This is a genomic window from Oceanisphaera pacifica (assembly GCF_017498065.1).
GTDB classification, from domain to species: domain Bacteria; phylum Pseudomonadota; class Gammaproteobacteria; order Enterobacterales; family Aeromonadaceae; genus Oceanimonas; species Oceanimonas pacifica.
Map to the genome: position 1 here is coordinate 104,240 of NZ_JAGDFX010000002.1, position 21,219 is coordinate 125,458.

Genomic DNA, 21,219 nt, shown 5'->3' on the forward strand with positions numbered 1-21,219 from the left:
TAACTGACAGCTGTACGCTATACGTTGACCGCTGTGTTCTTTATCTGACGGCTGACAGCTGAAAGCTTACAGCTGTCTTTTAGACGTTTGTTTTTCCGTAAGGCGTAAAACGTATAGCCTTGGTTTTACGGTGTTTGGGTTTAACTGACAGCTGACGGCGCATCGCTGACAGCTTTCTTTAAGGAGTTATCATGCAAATTGTTCAACAGCAACGTTGCTTTGGTGGTCGTCAAATTCGCTACCAACATACCTCTAATGTTCTTCATTGCGACATGCAGTTTTCTGTGTTCTTGCCCCCACAGGCAGAATCAGGCCCAGTACCTGCTGTATATTGGTTATCGGGGTTAACCTGTAATGATGAAAATTTCTCTAGCAAAGCCGGCGCTCAGCGCGTAGCGGCAGAGCTTGGGCTAGCACTTATCATTCCCGATACCAGCCCCCGAGGCGAAGGCGTGGCAGACGACGACAATGCCGCCTACGATTTAGGCTTAGGCGCGGGCTTTTATGTTAATGCCACCCAAGCGCCGTGGAACAAGCATTACCAAATGTACGACTACACACTGAATGAACTGCCCGCTCTAGTAGAGGCTGAATTGCCCCTAACCAACAAACGTGCCATCACAGGTCACTCCATGGGCGGACACGGTGCGTTAGTGTTAGCGCTGCGTAACCAAGCCCGCTTTAGTTCGGTTTCGGCATTTGCCCCCATTAGCAACCCCAGCGACTGCCCATGGGGCGAAAAAGCCTTTACTGCCTATTTAGGCGATAACCGAGAGATGTGGTCGCACTACGACGCCAGCTTGTTGTTGATAAACAAAGGCTGTACCTTGCCGATACTCGTTGATCAAGGTGAAGCCGATAACTTTTTAACCGAGCAATTAAAGCCTCAAACCTTAGTTGCCGCTGCTAAACAAACAAATGCTGACTTAACCTTACGCATGCAACAGGGCTACGATCACAGCTACTACTTCATCGCCAGTTTTATAGAAGACCACCTACGTTTTCATGCTAAGCATTTGCGATAAGCGATGAGCTAACAGCCTAAGCAAAGCTTTCTTATCTATTCTCGCCGCGCTATCGCGGCGTTTTTCGTCCATTCTTATTAGCCAGCTGCTACCTATAAACAAACCACCCAGCGCGAGTGCATAACCGGCTTCTATGCCTAATGACACAAATATGCCCAAGCATAACAGGCTAGCAAGCGTGGCTAACCAGCGATGGCTACCGCTAAGCAGCTTGACGCCTGCAATCATGGCAAGTAGATAGACTAATATAAAGTTGCCGTTGGCATAGCGCATTAAGGTTTCTAGTGGCAACTTAAAGGCCCAGACGGCTAACAGGCTTAGCGCACTGGCAGCCACTACCCAAATAAGCGCACGAAATGGTACGCCCCTACTATTAAGCTTGGCTAATGATGCCGGCAGTTTGCCTTCGTCTGCCATGCTCCACAGTAACCGAGAAAAACCTTGTACATACAAATTTAGCCCAGCAAAGCAGGCCAAGTAGCCAACAGTCGCAGCGGCCCAGCGGCCAGGTTCGCCAAAGAGCTTGGCCATTAATATCGGAAACGAGGTAGTGTTGGTTAATTGATCGCCAAATCCTGAAAATTTAACGACGGCCACCGCATAAGCTAAATAAATAAGGCCTGCCAACAATACGCCAAATAACAAAGCCAATGGAAAGTCGCGTTCAGGGCGTTTAAATTCTTCCCCCATGTGCGTAAAGGCTTCTAGGCCAACAAAGCACCAAAACATCACCGCCAAGGTACTAGGGATAGCTGGCCACGCTACGGTTTCTAGCGCAGGTATTGTACTTATTACGCTATTTAATAAACCAGCCTTAAACCACATAGCGGCTAATAAACCAATAATAGCCAGCGCTATCAGTAATTGCACCAAGCCAGATGCTGCACTGTTACGGGTGCCAAGGAGCATCACTAAGCTGAGCGTGCCCAGCTGTATAAGTAAATCGCCAGTGTCACTAAACACAAACAAGGCGTGCCAAAAGCCGGTAGTAAGCGTTAACATAGCAGGCAAACCAACGGGAAGCACGGCAAGAAATAAAAAGGCAGAGAGCTTTTCCATAGGGACACCCAGCGCGCGACCAATTAAATGCGGTGCACCGCCCGCATGGGGAAAAGCGCGGCCGAGGCGAGCAAAAGTAAACGCTATGGGGAGCACTAATATAATTAGCACTAACCAAGCCCATAACGAATCGGCACCAGCAAGGCTTGCCGCCACTGCTGGCACCACAAAAATGCCACTGCCTAATAATGAGGTGGCCATCATGGTGGTACCATAGCCTAGCCCTAATTGTTGTTGTAAACGGCTCAATTGTTTCATTCCCTATTTTTTTGCTCTATGCGTGACTTTAAATATTAAGCCCAGCCCTTGGCGCCAAACTTAATTTGCACCAGGCAAAGCCTAGGTATTAATCTTTTGGCTAAGCGCTTGATGCTGTTTAATTCTGATATATTAGCGCTATATAAAGATGAATAGGCGTGGCACTCTGCGGCTTGTAACAAGCGAAACGTCGTATTTGACCGACGTTTGGTTGCCATAGCGGTAAAAGGGGATTGAGTGGACAAGTTTGACCAGAAAATACTGGCATTACTCACAGCAAACGCGCGCCTAGCCGTGGCAAGTATAGCGCGCGAAGTTAACTTATCGCGCTCGGCGGTGTCGGAGCGCATTAAAAGCTTAGAAGATAGAGGTATCATTCAGGGCTATCACGCACGAGTAGGACAACCGAGCTCGTTAGTGCGCGCTTACTTTGCACTTTGTTACCATGTGCGCCAATGCGAGCAATATGCTGAGTCGTTACGCTGTGTGCCTGAAGTTAAGCTGTGCTACACCATTAGTGGCGAAACCGACATGCTGGTATATGTAGAAGCCGCATCAATGGATAGGTTAGATGCTGTTCGCCATCTTATAGAGCACACCCCTCATATTAAAACCGTACGCACCCATATGATTTTAGGGGAAGTGATCAATACCTTAAATTGATATAGCCCAAAAGATCCAGCTTAGCAAAGAGCGGTATTTATCTATTAACTCGGCGCTATTAACTTTTGTTTAAGGACACTATGCAAGTATTTCGGGCCCATTGGTTAGCGCCTTGGTTTAACCACCCTTTTTTAGCTTGTGAAATCACCCATCAAGGGCTGGTACTGCACCTTAAAAATGAGCGCCACTCGCTAACTTGGCAAGACTTAACGGCGCCGCCGGCGCGTATAAAAGGCTGGCGCTTTTACCGTCTGCATTTATATTGTGCCCAAGGCGATCTTGAGTTGGCTTGGTTACCAAAGCCGGTGGCTGATGCGCTATATAAGTTGCTTACCTTAACATGGTACCAAGTGTTGGCCGCCCGTGCTTTGCCCCTAGCCACCCAATGTTTGCAACTGTTAGAGCAAGGCTACTTACGCCAATCTCGCTGGCAGCAGCTACAAAAATTATTGGCCACTCTTGAGCCTGCTGCGGGCAAGCAGGCCATAAATTGGGCTAGCTTAACGCCGCCTGCCGAGTTATCTGATCGCGAAGCCGCCGCTATTGGTTTGCTTAGTACCTTAATAACGGCAGACGAGGCGTGGCGTGAACACTGTTGTGCCGAATATTGCCAGCAGATGCTAACAGACTATGCCGACCTTTTTGACTCCTTAGAAACCCACCCTTTAACTGATGCGCAGCGCCTAGCCTGTGTGGTAGATGAAGATGCCAACTTGGTTCTAGCAGGGGCGGGGTGTGGCAAAACCAGCGTAATGATGGCGCGGGCTGCGTTTTTAGTGGCATCACACCAAGCGAAGCCGCAAGAATTGTTATTGCTGGCGTTTGGTAATGAAGCCGCCAGTGAAATGAGTGATCGCTTAGCCCGACACTCGAGCACCAGCGGCGTTCATGCTCGTACTTTTCATGCACTTGGCTTAATGATTTTAAGCAAAGTAGAAGGAGCAATGCCCACCCTTAGCCCTTTGGCGCAGCAAGACAGTGCCCGTGTTAAGGCGCTGGCCAACTGGCTAGCTGAGCTGTGCCAGCAAGATGAGAGCTATCGCCAAGCTTTATATGGCTGGCTTAAAAACAAGCGCATTTCCATAACTCCCGAGCCTGATTATCACAAATTAGCTCGCGAATGGGCCCCCATAGTGGCGGCGTTAAAGCTGTATGGTGAGCCTAACTTGACCGACTTATCCCCTGAGTTGGCGGCGCAATTATCACTAATATTGCCGCTGTTACACCGTTATCAACATGAGTTGGCCGAGCAGGGGAAGATTGATTTTGATGACATGATAGAGCAGGCCACAGACTTTATACGCCAAGGGCGTTTTAGTGTGCCGTGGCGTTATATTTTGGTGGATGAATTTCAGGATATATCTGGCCCCCGCGCCCATTTGCTGCAAGCATTGCGCGATGCGGCGCCTGAGTTATCGCTGTTTTGTGTTGGCGATGACTGGCAGGCCATTTATCGCTTTAGCGGGGGGGATGTGAGGCTAACCACGCGCTTTGCCGACACCTTTGGTGCCAGCCGTATTACGCGTTTAGATAAAACCTTTCGTTTTAATAACCAAATCGAGCAAGTGGCGAGCCGTTTTGTGCAGCAAAACCCCGAGCAATTAACCAAAACCTTAACGACGCACACGCAAAGTGCTTCGCCCTGCGTGCATGTGTTGCCCGTTACCGCCCATGGGCAAACCGAAGCGATTAGCCGTTTACTGGGGCAAATAGCAGCGGAGCAACCTCAGGCATCTGTGTATTTGTTGGCGCGGTTTCGTTTTAGTTTGCCAGATTTGGCACAGCTAACGGCATGGCGCAAGCGCTTTGTGGGGTTAGAAATTGTGACCCAAACCGTGCACGCTGCCAAAGGTAAAGAGGCGGATCATGTGATTATGCTTGGGCTTGGCCGTGGTAAATATGGTTTTCCGCCCGAGCAAAGTACCACTGGTTTATTAGAACGCTTACTACCCGAAACGGATAGCTTTGCTTATGCCGAAGAGCGCCGGTTATTTTATGTTGGCCTTACCCGCGCACGGCAACAAGTATTTTTACTTGCTGATGCACAACAACCGTCGGTGTTTATTAAAGAGCTTACTAGTGGTGGATATCCGAGTGTGAGTAAGTGGGGGTAAGGAGCGCCTAACCCCTTCGGGGAGCGGTAAGCCTTAAGCCTGTCACTTAGTCACATCTTTCTCTTGTATTATAAATAAAAATGATGTTCGTGACTGAGTCGGTGATACCCCTACATAACAGCCGAACAAAGGGTCTTCTTCATCGACACGCTGCAAGTACATCCCTGTAGCGCTCAAACACATGACATCCTTGTCATGTGATGGTCGGTGAAGAAGATCCCTTTATCCGGCCACACACTATGGTGCTGCCTGTTGGTACTCTCCATTCAGACTCGTTACTCACAAAACAGCAATATAGCCACTTCAATATCGATAACACTCACTCGTCAATATCTTTAAGGAATTCATACGCTTCAACGTAATCCATCAGCGTAAACCAGCCTCGCCAGAGCGCTTGCGTCCCCACTCGACCATTGCGTGAGCTGTCATGCCAACGCCCCAATCGAGCTAAGGCATAATAGGCCCAATATAGGGATGACGCCTGCTCAGGGGAAAGTTTTTTTCTCGACTTTATTCCACAGTAATCGCCAAGCAACCCGGCTTAATAAGGTATTACAGCTGATGGTTTTCGCCTCTTCTCGATTCTGTGCTATTTCTTTTAGTTGCAGTAGGCGCACCGCGATAAAGGCTTTGATCACCGCCGCTCGACGCACGTTTTCTTTGGTTTGCATCCGCAGACCTTCAACCTTGGTGCCTTCGCTTTTCCAGATCCGATGAAACTCTTCTATCCGCCAGCACAACCCATAATATCTGACTGTTTTTCGTGCCACCGCCGCATCTGGCAACGGCTCAGTGGTGTATAACACCCAGCACAGCGGCTCTGTTATACCTTCGGTCATTTCACTGCAATACAAGAGATTCAGCGTCAGCGTGTCTTGTGCTGTTGCTCGCTGTGGCTTAGGCAGGGTGACCTGAGTGTGGCTGAGTGCAATCGTTGCATCTCGGGCAGGTCGGCCCCCTTTTGATGCAATATGCAGGTCGTAATGACACACCGGCTCGAGCGCATCTAAGGTAGCGCGGAGCTTTTGCTCGCTATCCGCAAGCTTACGATCACCTGATGAGCGCACCACAAAGCGGTGCTGGTGCGCGATTTGATAGCCTAAGTATTCATATATATCGGCTTCTCGGTCACACACATCGATGACATTGCTCATATCACCCGGTCGATCCGCCAGCGTCTCTGTGCCGCGTTGCCACTTATAACTCTCTTTCTCTTCTCGCGCTCGGCATTGCAGGGTGTGGCTGCTATCTTTTTGTTTATCTTGACGAAACCAGTAATATTGGTTCGCTAAACCGAGTACCGATTCACGCTCTGCATCCATCATCAAGGTGGAATGTGCATACAGGGTTCGGCCTTTAGCGGAATAGCGCTTGCTGCTGGCAGAGTTGACTTCACCCAACTCTTCGCAGACTGCGTGTTTATAACTGAGCCCCGTGGTGTCTTGTAAAGCCAGCACTAATGGCCGCTGCGGAGACCAGAGCATCGGTATATTCAAAGCCTGCTTGCGCGATATGCTCGGGCTTAATGTAATCGTTAGCAATAAAGCGATAGGCCCCTTCAAGGCTGGCAGGATCTAGTGCCGATGCCGGCACCGAGCTATAGGCAGAGGCGGCCATTTCTGCCGCTAACTGGGTCAGTCGTTGCGTGCGCCGCGCATCTCCTAGCATGGCTTTCCCAAAAGGGCGTCAGCCCAAGCCGTCTCATCAGCGATAAACATAAGATACCTTGAAAGATAAAAGAGTAATTAGATCATATAGTTGCTCTAATTTTAAAAGTAAAGCATCGGTAATAAATTTGAATGGGGAGCAGGAATTAAAACGGCCAGCATACGGGTAACTCTCTCACAGCAGCAAAAGCTGCTTTTCGCTTTCGGCCTAATGCGCGAGCCAGCGTTCGCCTACACATTCAGGCAACTCGGTGCTAATGAGAAGGCAGAGGGAGTCTGCTCCGTCGACCCTCTGCGCCAAGGATGGCGCGGCGGAGCCCCCATGGATGGGTTTACGGCGAGTCGAGCGGAGCAGTGCGCTCTGCCTGACTTCCACTCAAACATCAACAAAAAGATGTGATTAAGTGACAGGTCTTAAGCTATCAGCGGTCAGTTAAACTACGCAGCTGCTGCGGCCTCTACGGTGTGATCTCTTTCGTATAGTGGTCAGCGTAAGGCGTAACGCAGTCATTTTAAGCTCGGCGTTGTCTTTAATCATTAAGAGTTAAAAAACAGGGCGCAGTGAAACGTTTTCCATGGCAAAATGCTGGGTTATCTCTTTGCGTATAACATTATTAACAGGAGTAGCCAGGCCGTGCCTCAAAATAAGCTAACGCCGGTGACACCGGCTCTGTGGTCCAGTCGTTTTGTGTTTATTATGGCGGCCGTGGGTTCTGCTGTCGGATTAGGCAATATTTGGAAGTTTCCCTACATTACCGGCGAAAATGGCGGCGGGGCTTTTGTTCTGGTTTATTTAGTCTGTATTGCCATTATTGGCCTGCCTTTGATGATGTCTGAAGTGATGCTAGGGCGTCGTGGCGCTAAAAGTCCTATTGGCAGTATGGCAGTGGTGGCTAAGGCCGAAGGGCGCAGCCCGCACTGGGTGGGTGTGGGCATAATGGCAACCTTGGCGGCGTTTTTAATTTTGTCGTTTTATAGCGTGATTGCCGGTTGGACCATGCCCTATATTGTCTCGGCAGTAAGTGGCCAGTTTAGCGGCATAAGTGCACAAAGTACTGGGGCTTTATTTGAAGACCTATTAGCCTCGCCATGGCAATTGTTGATGTGGCACTCCTTATTTATGGGGTTAACCATTTTAGTCTCGGCAGGAGGGGTACGCCACGGGCTAGAAAACGCGGTTACCAAATTGATGCCTGCTTTATTTGTGCTGTTACTTATTTTAGTGGGTTATGCGGCTACCACAGGGCACTTTGGTGAGGCGGTGAGTTTTTTGTTTAAGCCAAATTTCTCTGCACTTACGGCTGAGTCTATTTTGGTTGCCTTAGGCCATGCTTTTTTTACCCTGAGTTTAGCCAGTGGCGCCATGATGGCTTACGGCGCTTATTTGCCTAAAAATGTTTCTATTGCCCGCACCGCTGTGGTGGTTGGGGTGATGGACACCTGTGTAGCGCTATTAGCGGGGCTGGCGATTTTTCCGATTGTATTTGCTCACGGTTTAGCCGCGGGTGAAGGCCCTGGGCTTATTTTTGTGACCCTGCCCGTGGCTTTTGGTCAAATGCCTGGCGGTAGCTTCTTTGCCACCTTATTTTTTGTGTTGTTATTATTTGCCGCCTGGACTTCTTCAATTTCTATGTTGGAGTCTTTGGTAAGCTATTTAAACGAAAAAGGGATAAGCCGAGTAACAGCCGCGATAGGCGGTGGGCTAGCGGCTTGGCTGGTGGGCATTACCACCTTATTGTCTTTGAACGTATGGTCTGATTTTACCCCGCTTGATATGTTTGCCCGCTTTGAGGGCAAAACCTTATTCGACTTATATGATTATTTGACTGCCAATATCATGATGCCGGTGGTCGCCTTGTTGATTGCGCTATTTGTGGGTTGGAAAGTTAACCCCGAACATTCAAAAGCCGAGTTAGGGGCCTGGCATAAAGTATGGTTCCCAGTTATTCGTTACTTATCCCCCATCGCCCTGCTGATCGTGTTTTATTTTAATTTGAAATGACAGACAGCGCCAAGCGCTAACAGACAGCTGTACGCCTTACGCTGACCGCTGTACGACAAAATAAGATCGGTGTTTGGTTTTTCGTACGGCGTATAGCGTTAAACGTACAGCGTTGTTTTGTAGTTTAACTGATAGCTTACGGCTTACTGCTGTCCTTTAGAACTTAACCCATACCTCTCTATTTTTTTTAGTAGCCCTTGGCGTGAGAGGCCTAGGGCTTGGGCGGCGTGGGTGCGGTTGTTGTGGTGCGTGGCGAGAACTTGGCTGATCAGGCTGATTTCTAACGCTTTTACTTGAGCATCTAGCGTTTGTTCGGTGTTGATGGCTGGCAGTTGATGATGGTTTGTTGTTGGGTGATGCGCGGACGCACTGGGGTAGAGCAGGGCGATATCTTCTAGAGTAATAATGCCATTGCGGGCGATGGCGGTAACGCTGTCTAAGGTGCTTTTTAGTTCGCGCACGTTGCCAGGCCAAGATTGCTGCATAAACCAGTTAAAGGCACTACTGTTGGGGTGTTTGGGAGCTTGAGCCTCAACTTTTGCTTGTTGAGCTAAAAAGTGAGTGATCAGCAGCGCAATATCTTCGGGTCTTTCATCTAGCGGGCAGGTTTCTATATTTACGCCTTTAATTCGATAATACAGATCTTCTCTAAACTCACCCAAGCGCACTTTTTCTGCTAAATCGGCATTGGTCGCCGAGACTAAACGCACATCTATGGTTTCGAGATTGCGCCCGCCCACTGGATAAAAGCTGCCTTCTTGTAATACGCGCAACAGTTTAATTTGCATCGCTTGGGGCATTTCGCCTATTTCATCCAAAAACAAGGTACCGCCATCGGCTAATTTTAGTAGGCCTTGGCGCGCTTTATCGGCACCGGTGAATGCCCCTTTGGTGTGTCCAAATAACTCACTTTCAAGCAGTTCGGCTGGAATAGCCCCGCAATGTACCGAAATAAAAGGATGCTGAGCGCGATTGCTTAAATCGTGAATTGCCCGAGAAATCACTTCTTTACCCGTGCCCGAGGGGCCGGTTACCAATACGCGGACATCGGTAGGCGCAATGCGCTCGACTAAGGTGCGTATATTATTCATGGAAGCAGAAGCGCCAATAAGGCGGTTAAGTGCCGATGTGGGTGCTAGGTCGCTTTTTAAGCTATGGATCTCTCGTACTAATAAGTGCTTAGTCAGCGCTCGCTTTACCACCACGGCCAGCATGTCGGGATCTATGGGTTTGGCTAAAAAGTCCCAGGCCCCTTGGCGCAGGGCTTCGAGAGCTAATTCCCGCTCGCCATGGCCGGTTAAAATAATGACCGGTCGGTCGATTAATTGGGGCAAAGCCGACAGCGTGTGTTGCGGGTTAAAATGTGGCGGCAATGATAAGTCGAGCAAGATCAAGTCGGCATCAAATTGGCTAAGCTGCTTGGTGAGTTCCGCCAAGCTGGCGCCGGTTTGTACCTGATAACCTTCTTGAGTGAGCCATTCACAACTTAAAGTTCTAAAGGCGGGTTCGTCGTCGATTAAGATAATGCGAGCTTGGTGCAATAGCGGTTGAATCATTAGATGTCCTTAGGAAAATACAGCTCGAAGGTGACCGGCCAAGGGGGATTATGACGATGAATAATATGCCCGCCGTGCGCGTCCATAATGCGTTGTACTATCGACAACCCCAAACCACTGCCGCCGCTGCGTTGACCAACAAAAGGGCGGAACAGCTGCGCGAGCATATTGGGGGGAATAGCAGGCCCATTGTTATGCACCTTGATGTAGCCTGCGGTATTGGCCTCTATCAAAATATGGCCATCAGGCTGGTTGCGTACAAATGACAAGGCATTGTCTAACAGGTTAATAAGCACTTGCTGTAGCCGATAGGGGTCGGCATAAATGGTGAGTGTTTCATCTAGGCGAAGCTCTAATATGACCGCTTGCCAGTCAAATTGCTCACGCAAACTGGTGAGCAGTGGCAAAACAGAAATGGGCTGGCGCTGAACGCTGATGGTGCCAGAATAAGTGAGCATATCGGAAATAAGCCGATCGGCGCGCTTAAGTTGGCTTTGGATCATGGCTTTGCGATCCGGAGCTAACCCTGCGCTGGCCATAGAGATAATATTCAGCGGATTACGCAGCTCGTGCGCCATGGCAGCGGACAAGCCCCCCAGCTCTACTAAATGCTGTTCTGATAAACGTTTACGCTCGGCTTCGGCTAACTGTAAAGAACGTTCAAGCAAGCTACAGCGGGTGGTTAATAGCGAGGCAAATACCTCTGCAGCTAGGCGCACACTGGGCGTGACATCATCAAATCCTTGTAAGCGAGATTGCCAGCCACCAGCATGATAAGCACAAATAATGCAGGGCCCGGAGGCACGTTGCTCGGGTTGCTGAGCGGGCAGCAGTTGTACGCAAATCGCTTGGCCCATTTGTTGGCGCAGTAATTGCTCGGCAATGGTGCTTAGCTCTGACCAATCGCGCGCCTCGGCTAAATGCTGCAACCAATCATCGAGGCGTTGCTCATCTAGCTGGCTGCCAGGATAAATAACACGCCTTACCAACTGGCTAACCGGCTGATATAGCGCTAAAGCCAGCGTGAGCAGTAGCATTGAATATAGCCATAATTGCCAGTTTGGGACGCTAGCCAACGCCTGCATACCAAACTGGCCAGCCATTGAGCTAAGCAGGGCAATAATCCCCAATATCAGGACAGTCATGAGTATCCATAACAGCGCGCGGTTGGCCCAGGCGTTAATATCCAACATTTGATAACGCACCACGCCATATACCAGCAGCACCACATAACTGGGCAGCAGTAACATGGGCCAAGGGTACCAATGCAGGCCAAGAGAGGGAAAAATAAAGCTGCTGGCCAACAAAAGCCCCCATGCACCGGCGGCAAACATAGCAGCAATAGAGCGACGTCGGTTACCGCGATGAATATGGCCGCCCCACAGCAAGAGCGCGTGCGCTAATATGCCAACAATAATGGTATAGGCGATGTTAAGCCACCCTATGCCGCTAAACACAAAATAGTGGCTAAAAGGACCAAAAGCGAGCACTTTGCCGCCCTGACCGAGCAAGCTAATGGCAATCACAAAAATGGCAGCGACATAAAGCAGCGCGCGCTTTTTGGCAAGGCGGGTGAGCCAAGCTCGTTGTGCGGGGCCTTGGTTAACAAAGCCGATGGCAAAGTCGAGAAAAAAGGTGGGCATAAGTGGGTTGGCTAAAATAAGTAACTTGCCCAATGGTTGCCAGCCATAAAACACCGACACATGGCCGCAACACCACAGCGCCATCATAATGCCAAAACCAGCCAGCGCTTTCATACTGCGCTGTTGGCGTGCGTGCCAAAATAGCCAAGCCGAGACTAACAGCGCACATGCCGCCGTAAGCAACATCATAAGTTCAAAAGCTAAATCAAGCGGCATTATTACCCTTTGTTTAAAGAAGCCTTAACCAGACAGGCATGAAATTAGCGCCGAGCGCCCAGCACCAAGCTAAACATGAACCCTTAGCCGACAGCTATACGCCTTACGCCGACCGCTAACAGACAGCTATACGCTTTACGCCGACCGCTGTACGAAAAGTCACCCTAGAGGCCCGTGTTTTAGGTAAAGAGCAGCTGGCCGGTGGCGCGCAGCGGCACAAAAAACCATCAAACCACGCCATATTCAAAGCCGATGTTATTTGTGAAATGTTTAAACCATGGGCGATTCAAACCTGATATTGTCTGTCGGTTCTTGTTTTGTTGCACAAAACCGGCCAGCTGAAGCGGCCTCTATCTTGGTGCATCATATAAACGTAGGCGCTGCTTTAGCTGCGCGGTCTTTAGGTTTTTCGTACGGCATACAGCGTAAAACGTACAGCGTTAATCGTATAGCGTTGATTTATCGGTATTTTCTCTTTTACTGATAGCTTACAGCTGTTCTAAGCTCGGCGCTGTTTCTTACCTGTCAACCTTGTTAACGCTGAGGTGGATGATAACTGTAAACCTTGTTGTCGGTTGAGACAAGAATTTATGCTTAATTGATCTAAGTTAAGGTAATTGCTGATGTTTTAGTTTATGGCACGCTTTATGCTTCATTGAAGGTATAACGATATAACTATTTTCTATATGAGTGTTTTTATGAACATTGTCACGTTATTACTGGAGTTTTCTGCCATCTTTATTGTATTGCTATTGGCTATTCTGCCGGCGGCAGTCAACCATTTTCAGCAGGCTTAAGGGGGCATTATGGAATTAGATTCGGCTATGCTGTCGCGCATTCAATTTGCGTTTACTATCAGTTTTCATATTATTTTTCCGGCCATTACCATAGGGCTTGCCACGGCGATTGCCATTTGGGAAGGCTTATGGCTAAAAACTCGTAATCCGGTTTATTTTCAGTTAGCTAAGTTTTGGATCAAACCCTTTGCGATTACCTTTGGTATGGGGGTGGTCAGTGGCATTGTGTTGTCTTATGAATTTGGTACCAATTTTTCTGAATTCTCCAAAATTGTGGGGCCAGTGTTAGGGCCTTTGCTGGCTTATGAAGTGCTAACGGCCTTCTTTTTAGAAGCCGGCTTCTTAGGCATTATGTTGTTTGGCTGGCGCAGAGTGGGGGAGAAGCTGCACTATTTTGCCACTTGTGTGGTGGCGCTGGGCACTTGGATCTCCTCGTTTTGGATTATTGCTGCTAACTCTTGGATGCAAACCCCGGCAGGATACATAGAGGTAGATGGTCATTTTGAAGTGGCCAGCTGGATGGAAGTTATTTTTAATCCTTCTATGCCGTATCGTTTAACGCATATGTTGCTGGCTGCCATGTTAACGGCAACCTTTTTAATTGGCGGCGTGAGTGCGTGGTATTTGCGTAAAAATCGTGACTTGGCGTTTGCCCGCAAGGGGTTGTCTATGGCGCTATGGGCGGCGCTTATTTTGGCTCCTTTACAATTAGTTGTTGGCGATTTTCATGGGTTAAATACCAAAGAGCACCAACCGATTAAGGTGGCGGCCATGGAAGGTATTTGGCCAGAGCAAGAAGCAGGCGCCCCTTTACTGTTGTTTGCCGCCCCAGATATGGAAAACGAAACTAACCATTTTGAAGTGAAAGTTCCTAAAGTGGCGTCTTTGATTTTAACGCATTCGTTAGACGGAGAGGTGCAGGGGCTCACTTCTGTGGCCAAAGAAGATCGACCTTATGTGCCGCTCATCTTTTTCTCATTTCGCATTATGGTGGGCTTAGGCATGTTAATGATAGCGGCGGCGGCTTGGGGATTATGGCTGCGTCGTAAAAGGAAAGTATTTGAAAGTAAGCCCTTCTTATTATTAATGAATCTGATGATCCCAACCGGCGTTATTTGCACTCTAGCTGGGTGGTATGTGACAGAAGTGGGACGTCAGCCTTGGTTGGTGCAAGGTTTAGTGCGCACCATGGAAGTGGTAACGCCACTTCCTGCCGAGCGCGTATTATTTTCGCTTACGTTATTTGTTGTGACCTACAGCACGCTGTTATTGGTGTATTTGTACTTTATGGCCAAGTTAGTTCGCAAAGGGCCTGCGGATTTAGCGCGCCTAGAAGAGGACATGGTGGGTGTAAACGCCCCAAGCTTTGCCCTTGAGTGGGTGAAAAAGCTGCAACGTGATGTGGTGGAGGACTAATGATGGATTTAGCGCTGTTTTATTACTTATTAATGGGCTTTGCGGTACTGATGTATGTGGTACTGGACGGCTTTGATTTAGGCTTGGGGATTTTATATCCCTGGTTTAAAAGCGAGAGTGAACGCGATCATATGATGCGCTCTATTTCTCATGTGTGGGATGGTAACGAAACCTGGTTAGTGTTTGGCGGTGTGGTGTTATTTGCCGCGTTTCCAGCCGCCTATGCGGGTATTTTATCAACTATGTATACGCCCATTATTATTATGCTGATTGGGTTAATATTTAGAGGTGTGGCTTTTGAGTATCGCTTTAAATCTCATCGCTCTAAGCCGCTGTGGGATGTGGCTTTTTGTTTAGGGTCGGCAATGGCTACTTTTTGCCAAGGCGCTATTTTAGGGGCCGTAGTGCAAGGGGTTGAAGCAGGAAAACAAGGTGCACTAGATTGGTTAACGCCCTTTAGTATTTTTACAGGCTTTGCATTAATGGCCGCTTACGCCTTATTGGCTTGTTGTTATTTGGTGATGAAAAGTCGCGGTAATATTATGGCTCGCTCTGCCCATTTAGGCAGAAAGTTAGTGCTAACGGTCATGATGATTTTTGCCATAGTGAGCCTGTGGACCTTATTGGCGAATGCCGAAGTGCGCGGGCGCTGGTTAGATGGTCTGAACTTTATCTACTTATTACCCCTGCCGCTGTTAAGCGCCTTGTTTGGTTGGTTGTTATACCGTGATTTAGACGGTGAACCCCACGAGACGCGTCCATTTTGGTTAGCCGTGGGCTTGTTTATTTTAGGCTTTGCAGGGCTGGTTGTAGGGCTATTCCCCTATTTAATCCCTCATCAGCTAACCTTATGGGAAGCCAGCGCGCCAGAATCAAGCATGATGTTTTTATTGCCGGGTATCTTCATCTTCTTACCGTTAATTTTTGCGTATACCTTATGGGGGTACCGTATATTTTCGGGCAAAGTGGAAGACTTTGAAGAAGGGTACTAAGCCATGTCGAACAATAAAAAAGGCTGGCTGTGGTTTGCCACTCTGTATGTAGGAGGCGTGCTATTGCTTACCTTAGTGGGGAGCGCCATTAAATTACTGCTCGCCGGTTTATAAAGGCCTGTATTCAACAAAAAAGTCGCAGTAGCGGCTTTTTTTATGTTTTAAATTTATATTTAACCAGACACCCATGATGGAGCATTAAGGGAGGGAGTATTAACCAGACACCCACGAAACCAGCGCCAAGCGCCGAGCACCAAGCTAAACAGGAACATTGCGGCGTACAGCGTTAAACGTATGGCGCTGTTTGTTGTATGGCAGTTAATTTGCCTTGTCGTGGGTGCCTTAGCCGATTAGAGTAAATATGCGTGCAGCGTCTTGTTGCTTGTTATCACACTATTGTACGTAGGGAGAGCATCGTTATGGAGTATAAAGACAAGGCGTATTGGCAGGGCTTAGCAGACAAAGTGACGCTTGAGTCGAGATTGTTTATTGCGGGTAAATATCAAAAATCCCATGCCAATGAGCGTTTTAATTGCATTAACCCAGCAACAGAACAGATCTTAGCTGAGGTGAGTCGCGCACAAGATGCCGATGTCAATAAAGCCGTGGCTGCTGCCAGAAGCAGTTTTGAATCTGGGGTATGGGCAGACGCTTCTCCTGCAGAGCGCAAAGCGGTGTTGCTGCGTTTAGCAACACTAATAGAAAAACACCAACATGAATTAGCATTGCTAGATACCTTAAATACCGGAAAACCAATCCGCCACAGCTTAAATGATGATGTGCCCAATGCCGTGCTAGCGATACGTTGGTACGCAGAAGCGATTGATAAAGTCTATGGTGAAGTTGCACCTACGCCAAACAATGTGTTGGCATTGATTACACGAGAGCCTGTGGGTGTGGTGGCCGCCATAGTACCGTGGAACTTTCCCTTGCTGCTTGCATGCTGGAAAATAGGTTCAGCGCTGGCAACCGGCAACTCTGTAGTACTTAAACCTTCTGAAAAAGCGCCGTTAAGTGCGATTCGTTTAGGGGCCTTGGCGAAAAAGGCAGGCTTGCCTGATGGGGTGCTCAACATTATTCCTGGTCTTGGCTTAGAGGCGGGTAAGTCACTGGCACTCCATCACGAGGTAGACTGTTTAAGCTTTACCGGCTCCACCGGAGTAGGCCGTCGCTTATTAGAATATGCGGGCAGTTCAAACATGAAGCGGGTGTGGATTGAAGGCGGTGGCAAAAGTGCCAATATTGTTTTTGCCGATTGCCCTGATCTAGCGAAAGCCGCAGCCACCTGTGCTGCTGCTATTTTTTATAACCAAGGTGAAGTGTGCATGGCTGGCGCGCGTTTATTGGTCGAGGCCAGTATAAAAGACGCTTTTATGGCTGAGTTTAAAAAAGCTGCCGCTAATTTTGTGCCCACAGACCCACTAGACCCCCAATCAATAATGGGGCCATTGGTTGATAAAAATCATCATGCCAGTGTGTGCCGCTATATTAACTTAGGGGTTGAAGAGGGCGCTAAGCTCACTTTAGATGGCCGAGATCATCAAGGTAACTTTATGGGGCCGACTGTATTAGAACAGGCAACTCCGAACATGCGTATTACCAATGAAGAGATATTTGGCCCCGTGCTTGTTATGGCCACTTTTACAAGTGATCAAGAAGCACTTGAACTGGCTAACAACAGTAAATATGGCCAAAGCGCCGGTGTGTGGACCGCTAATTTACAGCGAGCACACAGGCTGGCGCGTAAGCTTAAAGTGGGAGCTGTTTTTATCAATAGCTATAACGAGAGTGACATGACAGTGCCACTGGGGGGCGTTAAAAAAAGTGGTGATGGCCGAGATCAGTCATTACATGCGTTTGAGCGATTTACCGAACTAAAAACTACTTGGTTAACGCTAGATTAGCCACCCACTCTATCAGCCAAGCTTCGAGGCCGAATACTAATTAGACACCCAAACTTTGTGGTTGAGTATTGTACACTTGTCTACACTTAGTATGTTCACTCCTGAACATGCAAGGAGGCAAGTATGCCTAAGCCACGAGTAGAGCAAATTAGTTTACAGGATACGCCCTTTTATCACTGTGTGAACCGCACAGTGAGAAGGGCATTTTTATGTGGTGAAGATGATGTCACAAAGCGTAGCTTTGAGCACCGCAGAACATGGTTAGAAAAACGAATAATATACCTATCAAAGACCTTTTCTATTGATGTAGCAGCCTATGCAATTATGTCTAATCATCTGCATTTGGTGTTACATATAGATGCAGAAAAAGTGAAGGTTTGGAGTGATATTACGGTTGTAAAACAATGGCATAGAGTATTTAAAGGTACTGTCGTTACGCGAAAGTTTGCCAGAAGTGAGCCCATTGAGGCGCACGAAATTGAGCACCTTAATGAGCGAGTTGCGGAGTTTAGAAATCGGCTGATGGATATTAGCTGGTTTATGCGTTGTTTAAGTGAGCCACTAGCGCGAAAAGCCAATAAGGAAGATGAGTGTACTGGGCATTTTTGGGAAGGTCGTTTTAAATCACAAGCTTTGCTAGATGAAGCTGCCGTGTTGGCCTGCATGACTTATGTAGACTTAAATCCGATTCGCTCAAAAATGGCAAAAACGCCCAAAAAATCGAATTACACCAGTATTAAACAACGCATTGCGGCCGCAAAAAATAGCAAACAGCCGGAGTGTTTACTGCCTTTTATTGGCAATGAGAAAAAAGAGTCACTTAAAGGCTTGGTGTTTGATGTGCAAGACTATATCGCATTAGTGAATGATATGGGCCGTATACAACGGGATGATAAGCGCGGCGCCATTTGTGATAGTACAGCTAACTTATTGGAAAGGCTGAACATTACACTAGAAAGCTGGCAAGAAATTACGCAAGACTTTAAGCTTTTGTTTACAGGCCCTGTGGGTACGCTTGAAGACCTAAGCCGTTACTATACGCACTTAGGTCGCCAGCGCCGCTCACATATACAAAGTTGCCGACACTGGTCTCATTGAGGTTACTTATATTGACCTCGTTGAAGTTGTAAGCGACTTGTAGCTAAATAATCTTTCACCCTCTGAGCTTGAGTGGCTTTGTGCTGCCTAGCATTGGGCATTTTTGCTGATATTTTCTTATTTTTAGTCTTTTTCTTCGCCATGCAGATATTTACGCCTGTTTGCTCAAAGATAATACCAATTAATCATCCTATTAAGATTCGATTGAGTTTGGATTTAGACCGTTATTAATATTGCCTGTCTGGTTATCGGGGAATTTATTAGTGGTCTGGGGGTCAATATATGGTGTTAGTAGTCTGGGTGGCCGTATATGGGGGGGCTTGGTGCGGCACTTTCACAAAAAAAGCGTTACCTCCTATGAGGCAACGCTTTTAAATTCAACGATTTAATTAGACTACTCTAATTCATGCCATATTTTTTGAGCTTTTTGCGTAACGTACCGCGGTTGATGCCCATCATGTTGGCGGCGCGGGTTTGATTGCCGCGGGTGTATTGCATGATCACGTCTAGCATGGGAGCTTCGACTTCGGCGAGGACCAACTCATACAGCTCAGTTACTTCCTGACCGTTTAGCTGGGACAGGTAATTACGCAGCGCTTGGTCTACCGAGTTGCGCAAAGGGCGCTGAGTAGGTTGCTCTGAAGTGGGAGATTTAGTGGTAGTAACCAATGCATCAGGAGTTGTAGTTTGTTCGAACATATTTAGTCGGCTCTTCTTTTGTTCGTTAAGCTATATTCGCGAAATAATGCCCTAAGGCGTCAAGTTGATGCTCGGCGTCTGTGATGGCATTAAATTCACTGCGAAAGTCACGGCCCGCATCACTATCTTTTAGGTACCAACCCACATGTTTTCGGGCTATACGCACTCCCATTACTTCACCATAAAATGCGTGTAGTGCAATGAGGTGCTCCCGGATCATGGCGCGCTCCTGGTCCTTGTGAAGCGGCACGGGAAGGGTTCCGTGTTCAAGGTAGTGGCGGATTTCTCTAAAAATCCATGGCCGTCCCTGCGCAGCCCGGCCAATCATAATGGCATTAGCGCCTGTGTAATCTAATACAAAGCGCGCTTTTTGCGGGCTGTCGATATCCCCATTGGCAATAACGGGAAGTGAGACGGCTTGTTTTATTGCTCTAATAGTATCGTATTCGGCTTCCCCTCTGTACATGCAGGCGCGTGTACGGCCATGCACGGCTAGGGCCTGAATACCGCAGTCTTCGGCAATGCGAGCAATGTGCACGCCGTTGCGGTGCTCAGGATCCCAACCAGTACGAATTTTTAGGGTCACGGGAACCGATACTGCATTTACCACTGCACTAACAATTTCTTGTACCAGCTGTGGGTATTGCAACAGGGCGGACCCTGCCATTTTTTTATTCACTTTCTTTGCAGGGCAACCCATATTAATGTCGATTATTTGCGCGCCTTGGTCCACGTTGAACCGGGCTGCATCGGCCATTAATTCGGGATCTGCCCCTGCAATCTGGACGGATCGAATACCTGTTTCACCTGCATGATCCATACGCCGCAATGACTTCTCGGACTGCCATACCTTGGGGTTAGACGACATCATTTCTGATACGGCCATGCCCGCGCCCATGCGTAAGCATAAGGTACGAAATGGTCTGTCAGTTATGCCAGCCATCGGTGCCACCAATAATGGGGTAGACAGTTTGTAAGGACCAATTTCCATTAAGTAACAGCTATCTTTGCTCAGGGTCGCGTATATTACGCATTTTTTATGAGTCTGAAAAGGTCATAAATTGAGCAATTGATAAATATTTATAAGTCAAGATGATGAAGCGCCTTTTTGTGTAAAAAAACGGCGCTAATGGGCTGCAAATTTATTGAATTTAGTGCTAGGGCTAGCGCTTTTTACCGCTTAGGCGCGCCCATTCTTCACGCAGTTCAGGGGAGTCCATGGTAAACCATTGCTCATAAAGTGCATTTAGCCCCTCGGCTTGGCTGTCGAGAATGCCAGATAAGGCTAACTGACCGCCTGGGGTAACTAGGCTGCTTATTAGCGTAGAAAGCTCTTTTAACGGGCCAGCTAAAATATTAGCCACCACAATGTCGGCGGTTAAATGCTCAGGTTGCTCGTGAGGTAGGTAAACTTTTAGCCTGTCTGCCACGCCATTACGCTCGGCATTGTCACGGCTGGCTTGCAGCGCTTGGGGGTCTATGTCGATACCAATAACCTGTTTTGCCCCAAGCTTTAATGCGGCCAAAGCTAAAATGCCTGAGCCACAGCCAAAATCGATGACTGTTTTATCACTTAAGTCTTGGCCATCTAACCACTCTAGGCATAAGGCGGTAGTGGGGTGGGTACCGGTACCAAAAGCTAACCCTGGGTCTAGCATCACATTTACGGCACTGGGGTCGGGCACATCGCGCCAACTCGGACAAATCCACAAACGATCACCAAAGCGCATGGGATGAAAGCTGTCCATCCATTCACGTACCCAGTCTTTGTCTTCTAGCTGCTCAATTTTGTAGTTAAGATCTTTGCGGTAGAACTTTTTGAGAAAGCCGATGATAGGATCAGGATCTGTGGCTGCATCAAACATACCCACCACCACAGTATCGTCCCACAGTAGGGTCTCACCAGGTAGAGGCTCGTAGACGGGCACGTCTTCGGCATCCATATAGGTAACGGCTTGAGCCCCGCGACCCATCAGCATGTTGCTAACTTTGTCGGCGGTCTTTTCAGTGGCATTAATGCGAATTTGTATCCAAGGCATGGCGTGACTTCATCAAACAATAAAACGATGATTCTAGCATAAAAGCCTAGCGCTAGAACTTGTAGGGTGAA

Annotated in this window: 16 protein-coding genes; 8 read left to right on the forward strand and 8 right to left on the reverse strand. The window is 48.2% G+C overall.

Annotated elements, in window-relative coordinates:
- Nucleotides 1-191 precede the first annotated feature (191 nt).
- Complete coding sequence (gene fghA / locus J3U76_RS01910) at nucleotides 192-1,025, forward strand: S-formylglutathione hydrolase (RefSeq protein ID WP_208003982.1); 834 nt, start codon at nucleotides 192-194, stop codon at nucleotides 1,023-1,025.
- Here the strand turns inward: fghA and yjeH are convergent.
- Nucleotides 996-2,333, reverse strand: a complete 1,338-nt coding sequence (gene yjeH, locus J3U76_RS01915; RefSeq protein WP_208003983.1) for an L-methionine/branched-chain amino acid transporter — start codon at nucleotides 2,331-2,333, stop codon at nucleotides 996-998. The two genes, fghA and yjeH, sit on opposite strands and share 30 nt — an antisense overlap.
- Before the next feature lie 246 nt (nucleotides 2,334-2,579).
- Between yjeH and J3U76_RS01920 the strand changes: the two genes are divergently transcribed.
- Nucleotides 2,580-3,005, forward strand: a complete 426-nt coding sequence (locus J3U76_RS01920; RefSeq protein ID WP_208003984.1) for a winged helix-turn-helix transcriptional regulator — start codon at nucleotides 2,580-2,582, stop codon at nucleotides 3,003-3,005.
- Nucleotides 3,006-3,085: 80 nt separating this feature from the next.
- Nucleotides 3,086-5,119: a UvrD-helicase domain-containing protein gene (locus tag J3U76_RS01925; RefSeq protein WP_208003985.1), complete on the forward strand. Its 2,034-nt coding sequence runs from the start codon at nucleotides 3,086-3,088 to the stop codon at nucleotides 5,117-5,119.
- A gap of 485 nt (nucleotides 5,120-5,604) precedes the next feature.
- Here the strand turns inward: J3U76_RS01925 and J3U76_RS01935 are convergent, their stop codons facing one another.
- Both J3U76_RS01935 and J3U76_RS01940 read right to left on the reverse strand, forming a co-directional pair.
- The gene (locus J3U76_RS01935) at nucleotides 5,605-6,603 is read right to left on the reverse strand and encodes an IS4 family transposase (RefSeq protein WP_208003987.1); all 999 of its coding nucleotides are present in this window, start codon (nucleotides 6,601-6,603) and stop codon (nucleotides 5,605-5,607) included.
- On the reverse strand, nucleotides 6,539-6,787 hold the full coding sequence (locus tag J3U76_RS01940; protein ID WP_208003988.1) for an IS4/Tn5 family transposase DNA-binding protein: 249 nt from the start codon (nucleotides 6,785-6,787) through the stop codon (nucleotides 6,539-6,541). The genes J3U76_RS01935 and J3U76_RS01940 overlap by 65 nt, the downstream gene beginning before the upstream one ends.
- Nucleotides 6,788-7,420: 633 nt before the next feature.
- Between J3U76_RS01940 and J3U76_RS01945 the strand changes: the two genes are divergently transcribed.
- Nucleotides 7,421-8,788 carry a sodium-dependent transporter gene (locus tag J3U76_RS01945; RefSeq protein ID WP_341534282.1) on the forward strand — a complete coding sequence of 456 codons (1,368 nt, stop codon included), beginning with the start codon at nucleotides 7,421-7,423 and terminating at the stop codon, nucleotides 8,786-8,788.
- A gap of 143 nt (nucleotides 8,789-8,931) precedes the next feature.
- On the opposite strand, the gene J3U76_RS01950 is transcribed toward J3U76_RS01945, so the two are convergent.
- Nucleotides 8,932-10,344, reverse strand: coding sequence for a sigma-54-dependent transcriptional regulator (locus tag J3U76_RS01950; protein ID WP_243453994.1), 1,413 nt, complete (start codon nucleotides 10,342-10,344; stop codon nucleotides 8,932-8,934).
- Nucleotides 10,344-12,203: a sensor histidine kinase gene (locus tag J3U76_RS01955; RefSeq protein WP_208003990.1), complete on the reverse strand. Its 1,860-nt coding sequence runs from the start codon at nucleotides 12,201-12,203 to the stop codon at nucleotides 10,344-10,346. The genes J3U76_RS01950 and J3U76_RS01955 overlap by 1 nt, the downstream gene beginning before the upstream one ends.
- An 806-nt stretch (nucleotides 12,204-13,009) precedes the next feature.
- Between J3U76_RS01955 and J3U76_RS01960 the strand changes: the two genes are divergently transcribed.
- The 4 genes from J3U76_RS01960 to J3U76_RS01975 all read left to right on the forward strand — a co-directional run bounded on the left by J3U76_RS01960 (nucleotide 13,010) and on the right by J3U76_RS01975 (nucleotide 18,410).
- Nucleotides 13,010-14,416, forward strand: coding sequence for a cytochrome ubiquinol oxidase subunit I (locus tag J3U76_RS01960; protein ID WP_208003991.1), 1,407 nt, complete (start codon nucleotides 13,010-13,012; stop codon nucleotides 14,414-14,416).
- Nucleotides 14,416-15,408, forward strand: coding sequence for a cytochrome d ubiquinol oxidase subunit II (gene cydB / locus J3U76_RS01965; RefSeq protein WP_243453995.1), 993 nt, complete (start codon nucleotides 14,416-14,418; stop codon nucleotides 15,406-15,408). The genes J3U76_RS01960 and cydB overlap by 1 nt, the downstream gene beginning before the upstream one ends.
- A 419-nt stretch (nucleotides 15,409-15,827) precedes the next feature.
- Entirely contained in the window at nucleotides 15,828-17,312 is a 1,485-nt protein-coding gene (locus J3U76_RS01970) for an aldehyde dehydrogenase (RefSeq protein ID WP_208003992.1), read from the forward strand.
- Nucleotides 17,313-17,435: 123 nt separating this feature from the next.
- Nucleotides 17,436-18,410, forward strand: a complete 975-nt coding sequence (locus J3U76_RS01975; protein WP_208003993.1) for a transposase — start codon at nucleotides 17,436-17,438, stop codon at nucleotides 18,408-18,410.
- A 399-nt stretch (nucleotides 18,411-18,809) separates the two neighbouring features.
- Here the strand turns inward: J3U76_RS01975 and fis are convergent, their stop codons facing one another.
- The 3 genes from fis to prmA form a co-directional block, all read right to left on the reverse strand.
- Nucleotides 18,810-19,109 (reverse strand): DNA-binding transcriptional regulator Fis, encoded by a 300-nt coding sequence (fis, locus tag J3U76_RS01980; protein ID WP_208003994.1) that lies wholly within the window; start codon nucleotides 19,107-19,109, stop codon nucleotides 18,810-18,812.
- Between the two features lie 25 nt (nucleotides 19,110-19,134).
- The gene (dusB, locus tag J3U76_RS01985) at nucleotides 19,135-20,100 is read right to left on the reverse strand and encodes a tRNA dihydrouridine synthase DusB (RefSeq protein WP_208003995.1); all 966 of its coding nucleotides are present in this window, start codon (nucleotides 20,098-20,100) and stop codon (nucleotides 19,135-19,137) included.
- A 172-nt stretch (nucleotides 20,101-20,272) separates the two neighbouring features.
- The gene (gene prmA, locus J3U76_RS01990; protein WP_208003996.1) at nucleotides 20,273-21,148 is read right to left on the reverse strand and encodes a 50S ribosomal protein L11 methyltransferase; all 876 of its coding nucleotides are present in this window, start codon (nucleotides 21,146-21,148) and stop codon (nucleotides 20,273-20,275) included.
- Nucleotides 21,149-21,219: the final 71 nt, after the last annotated feature.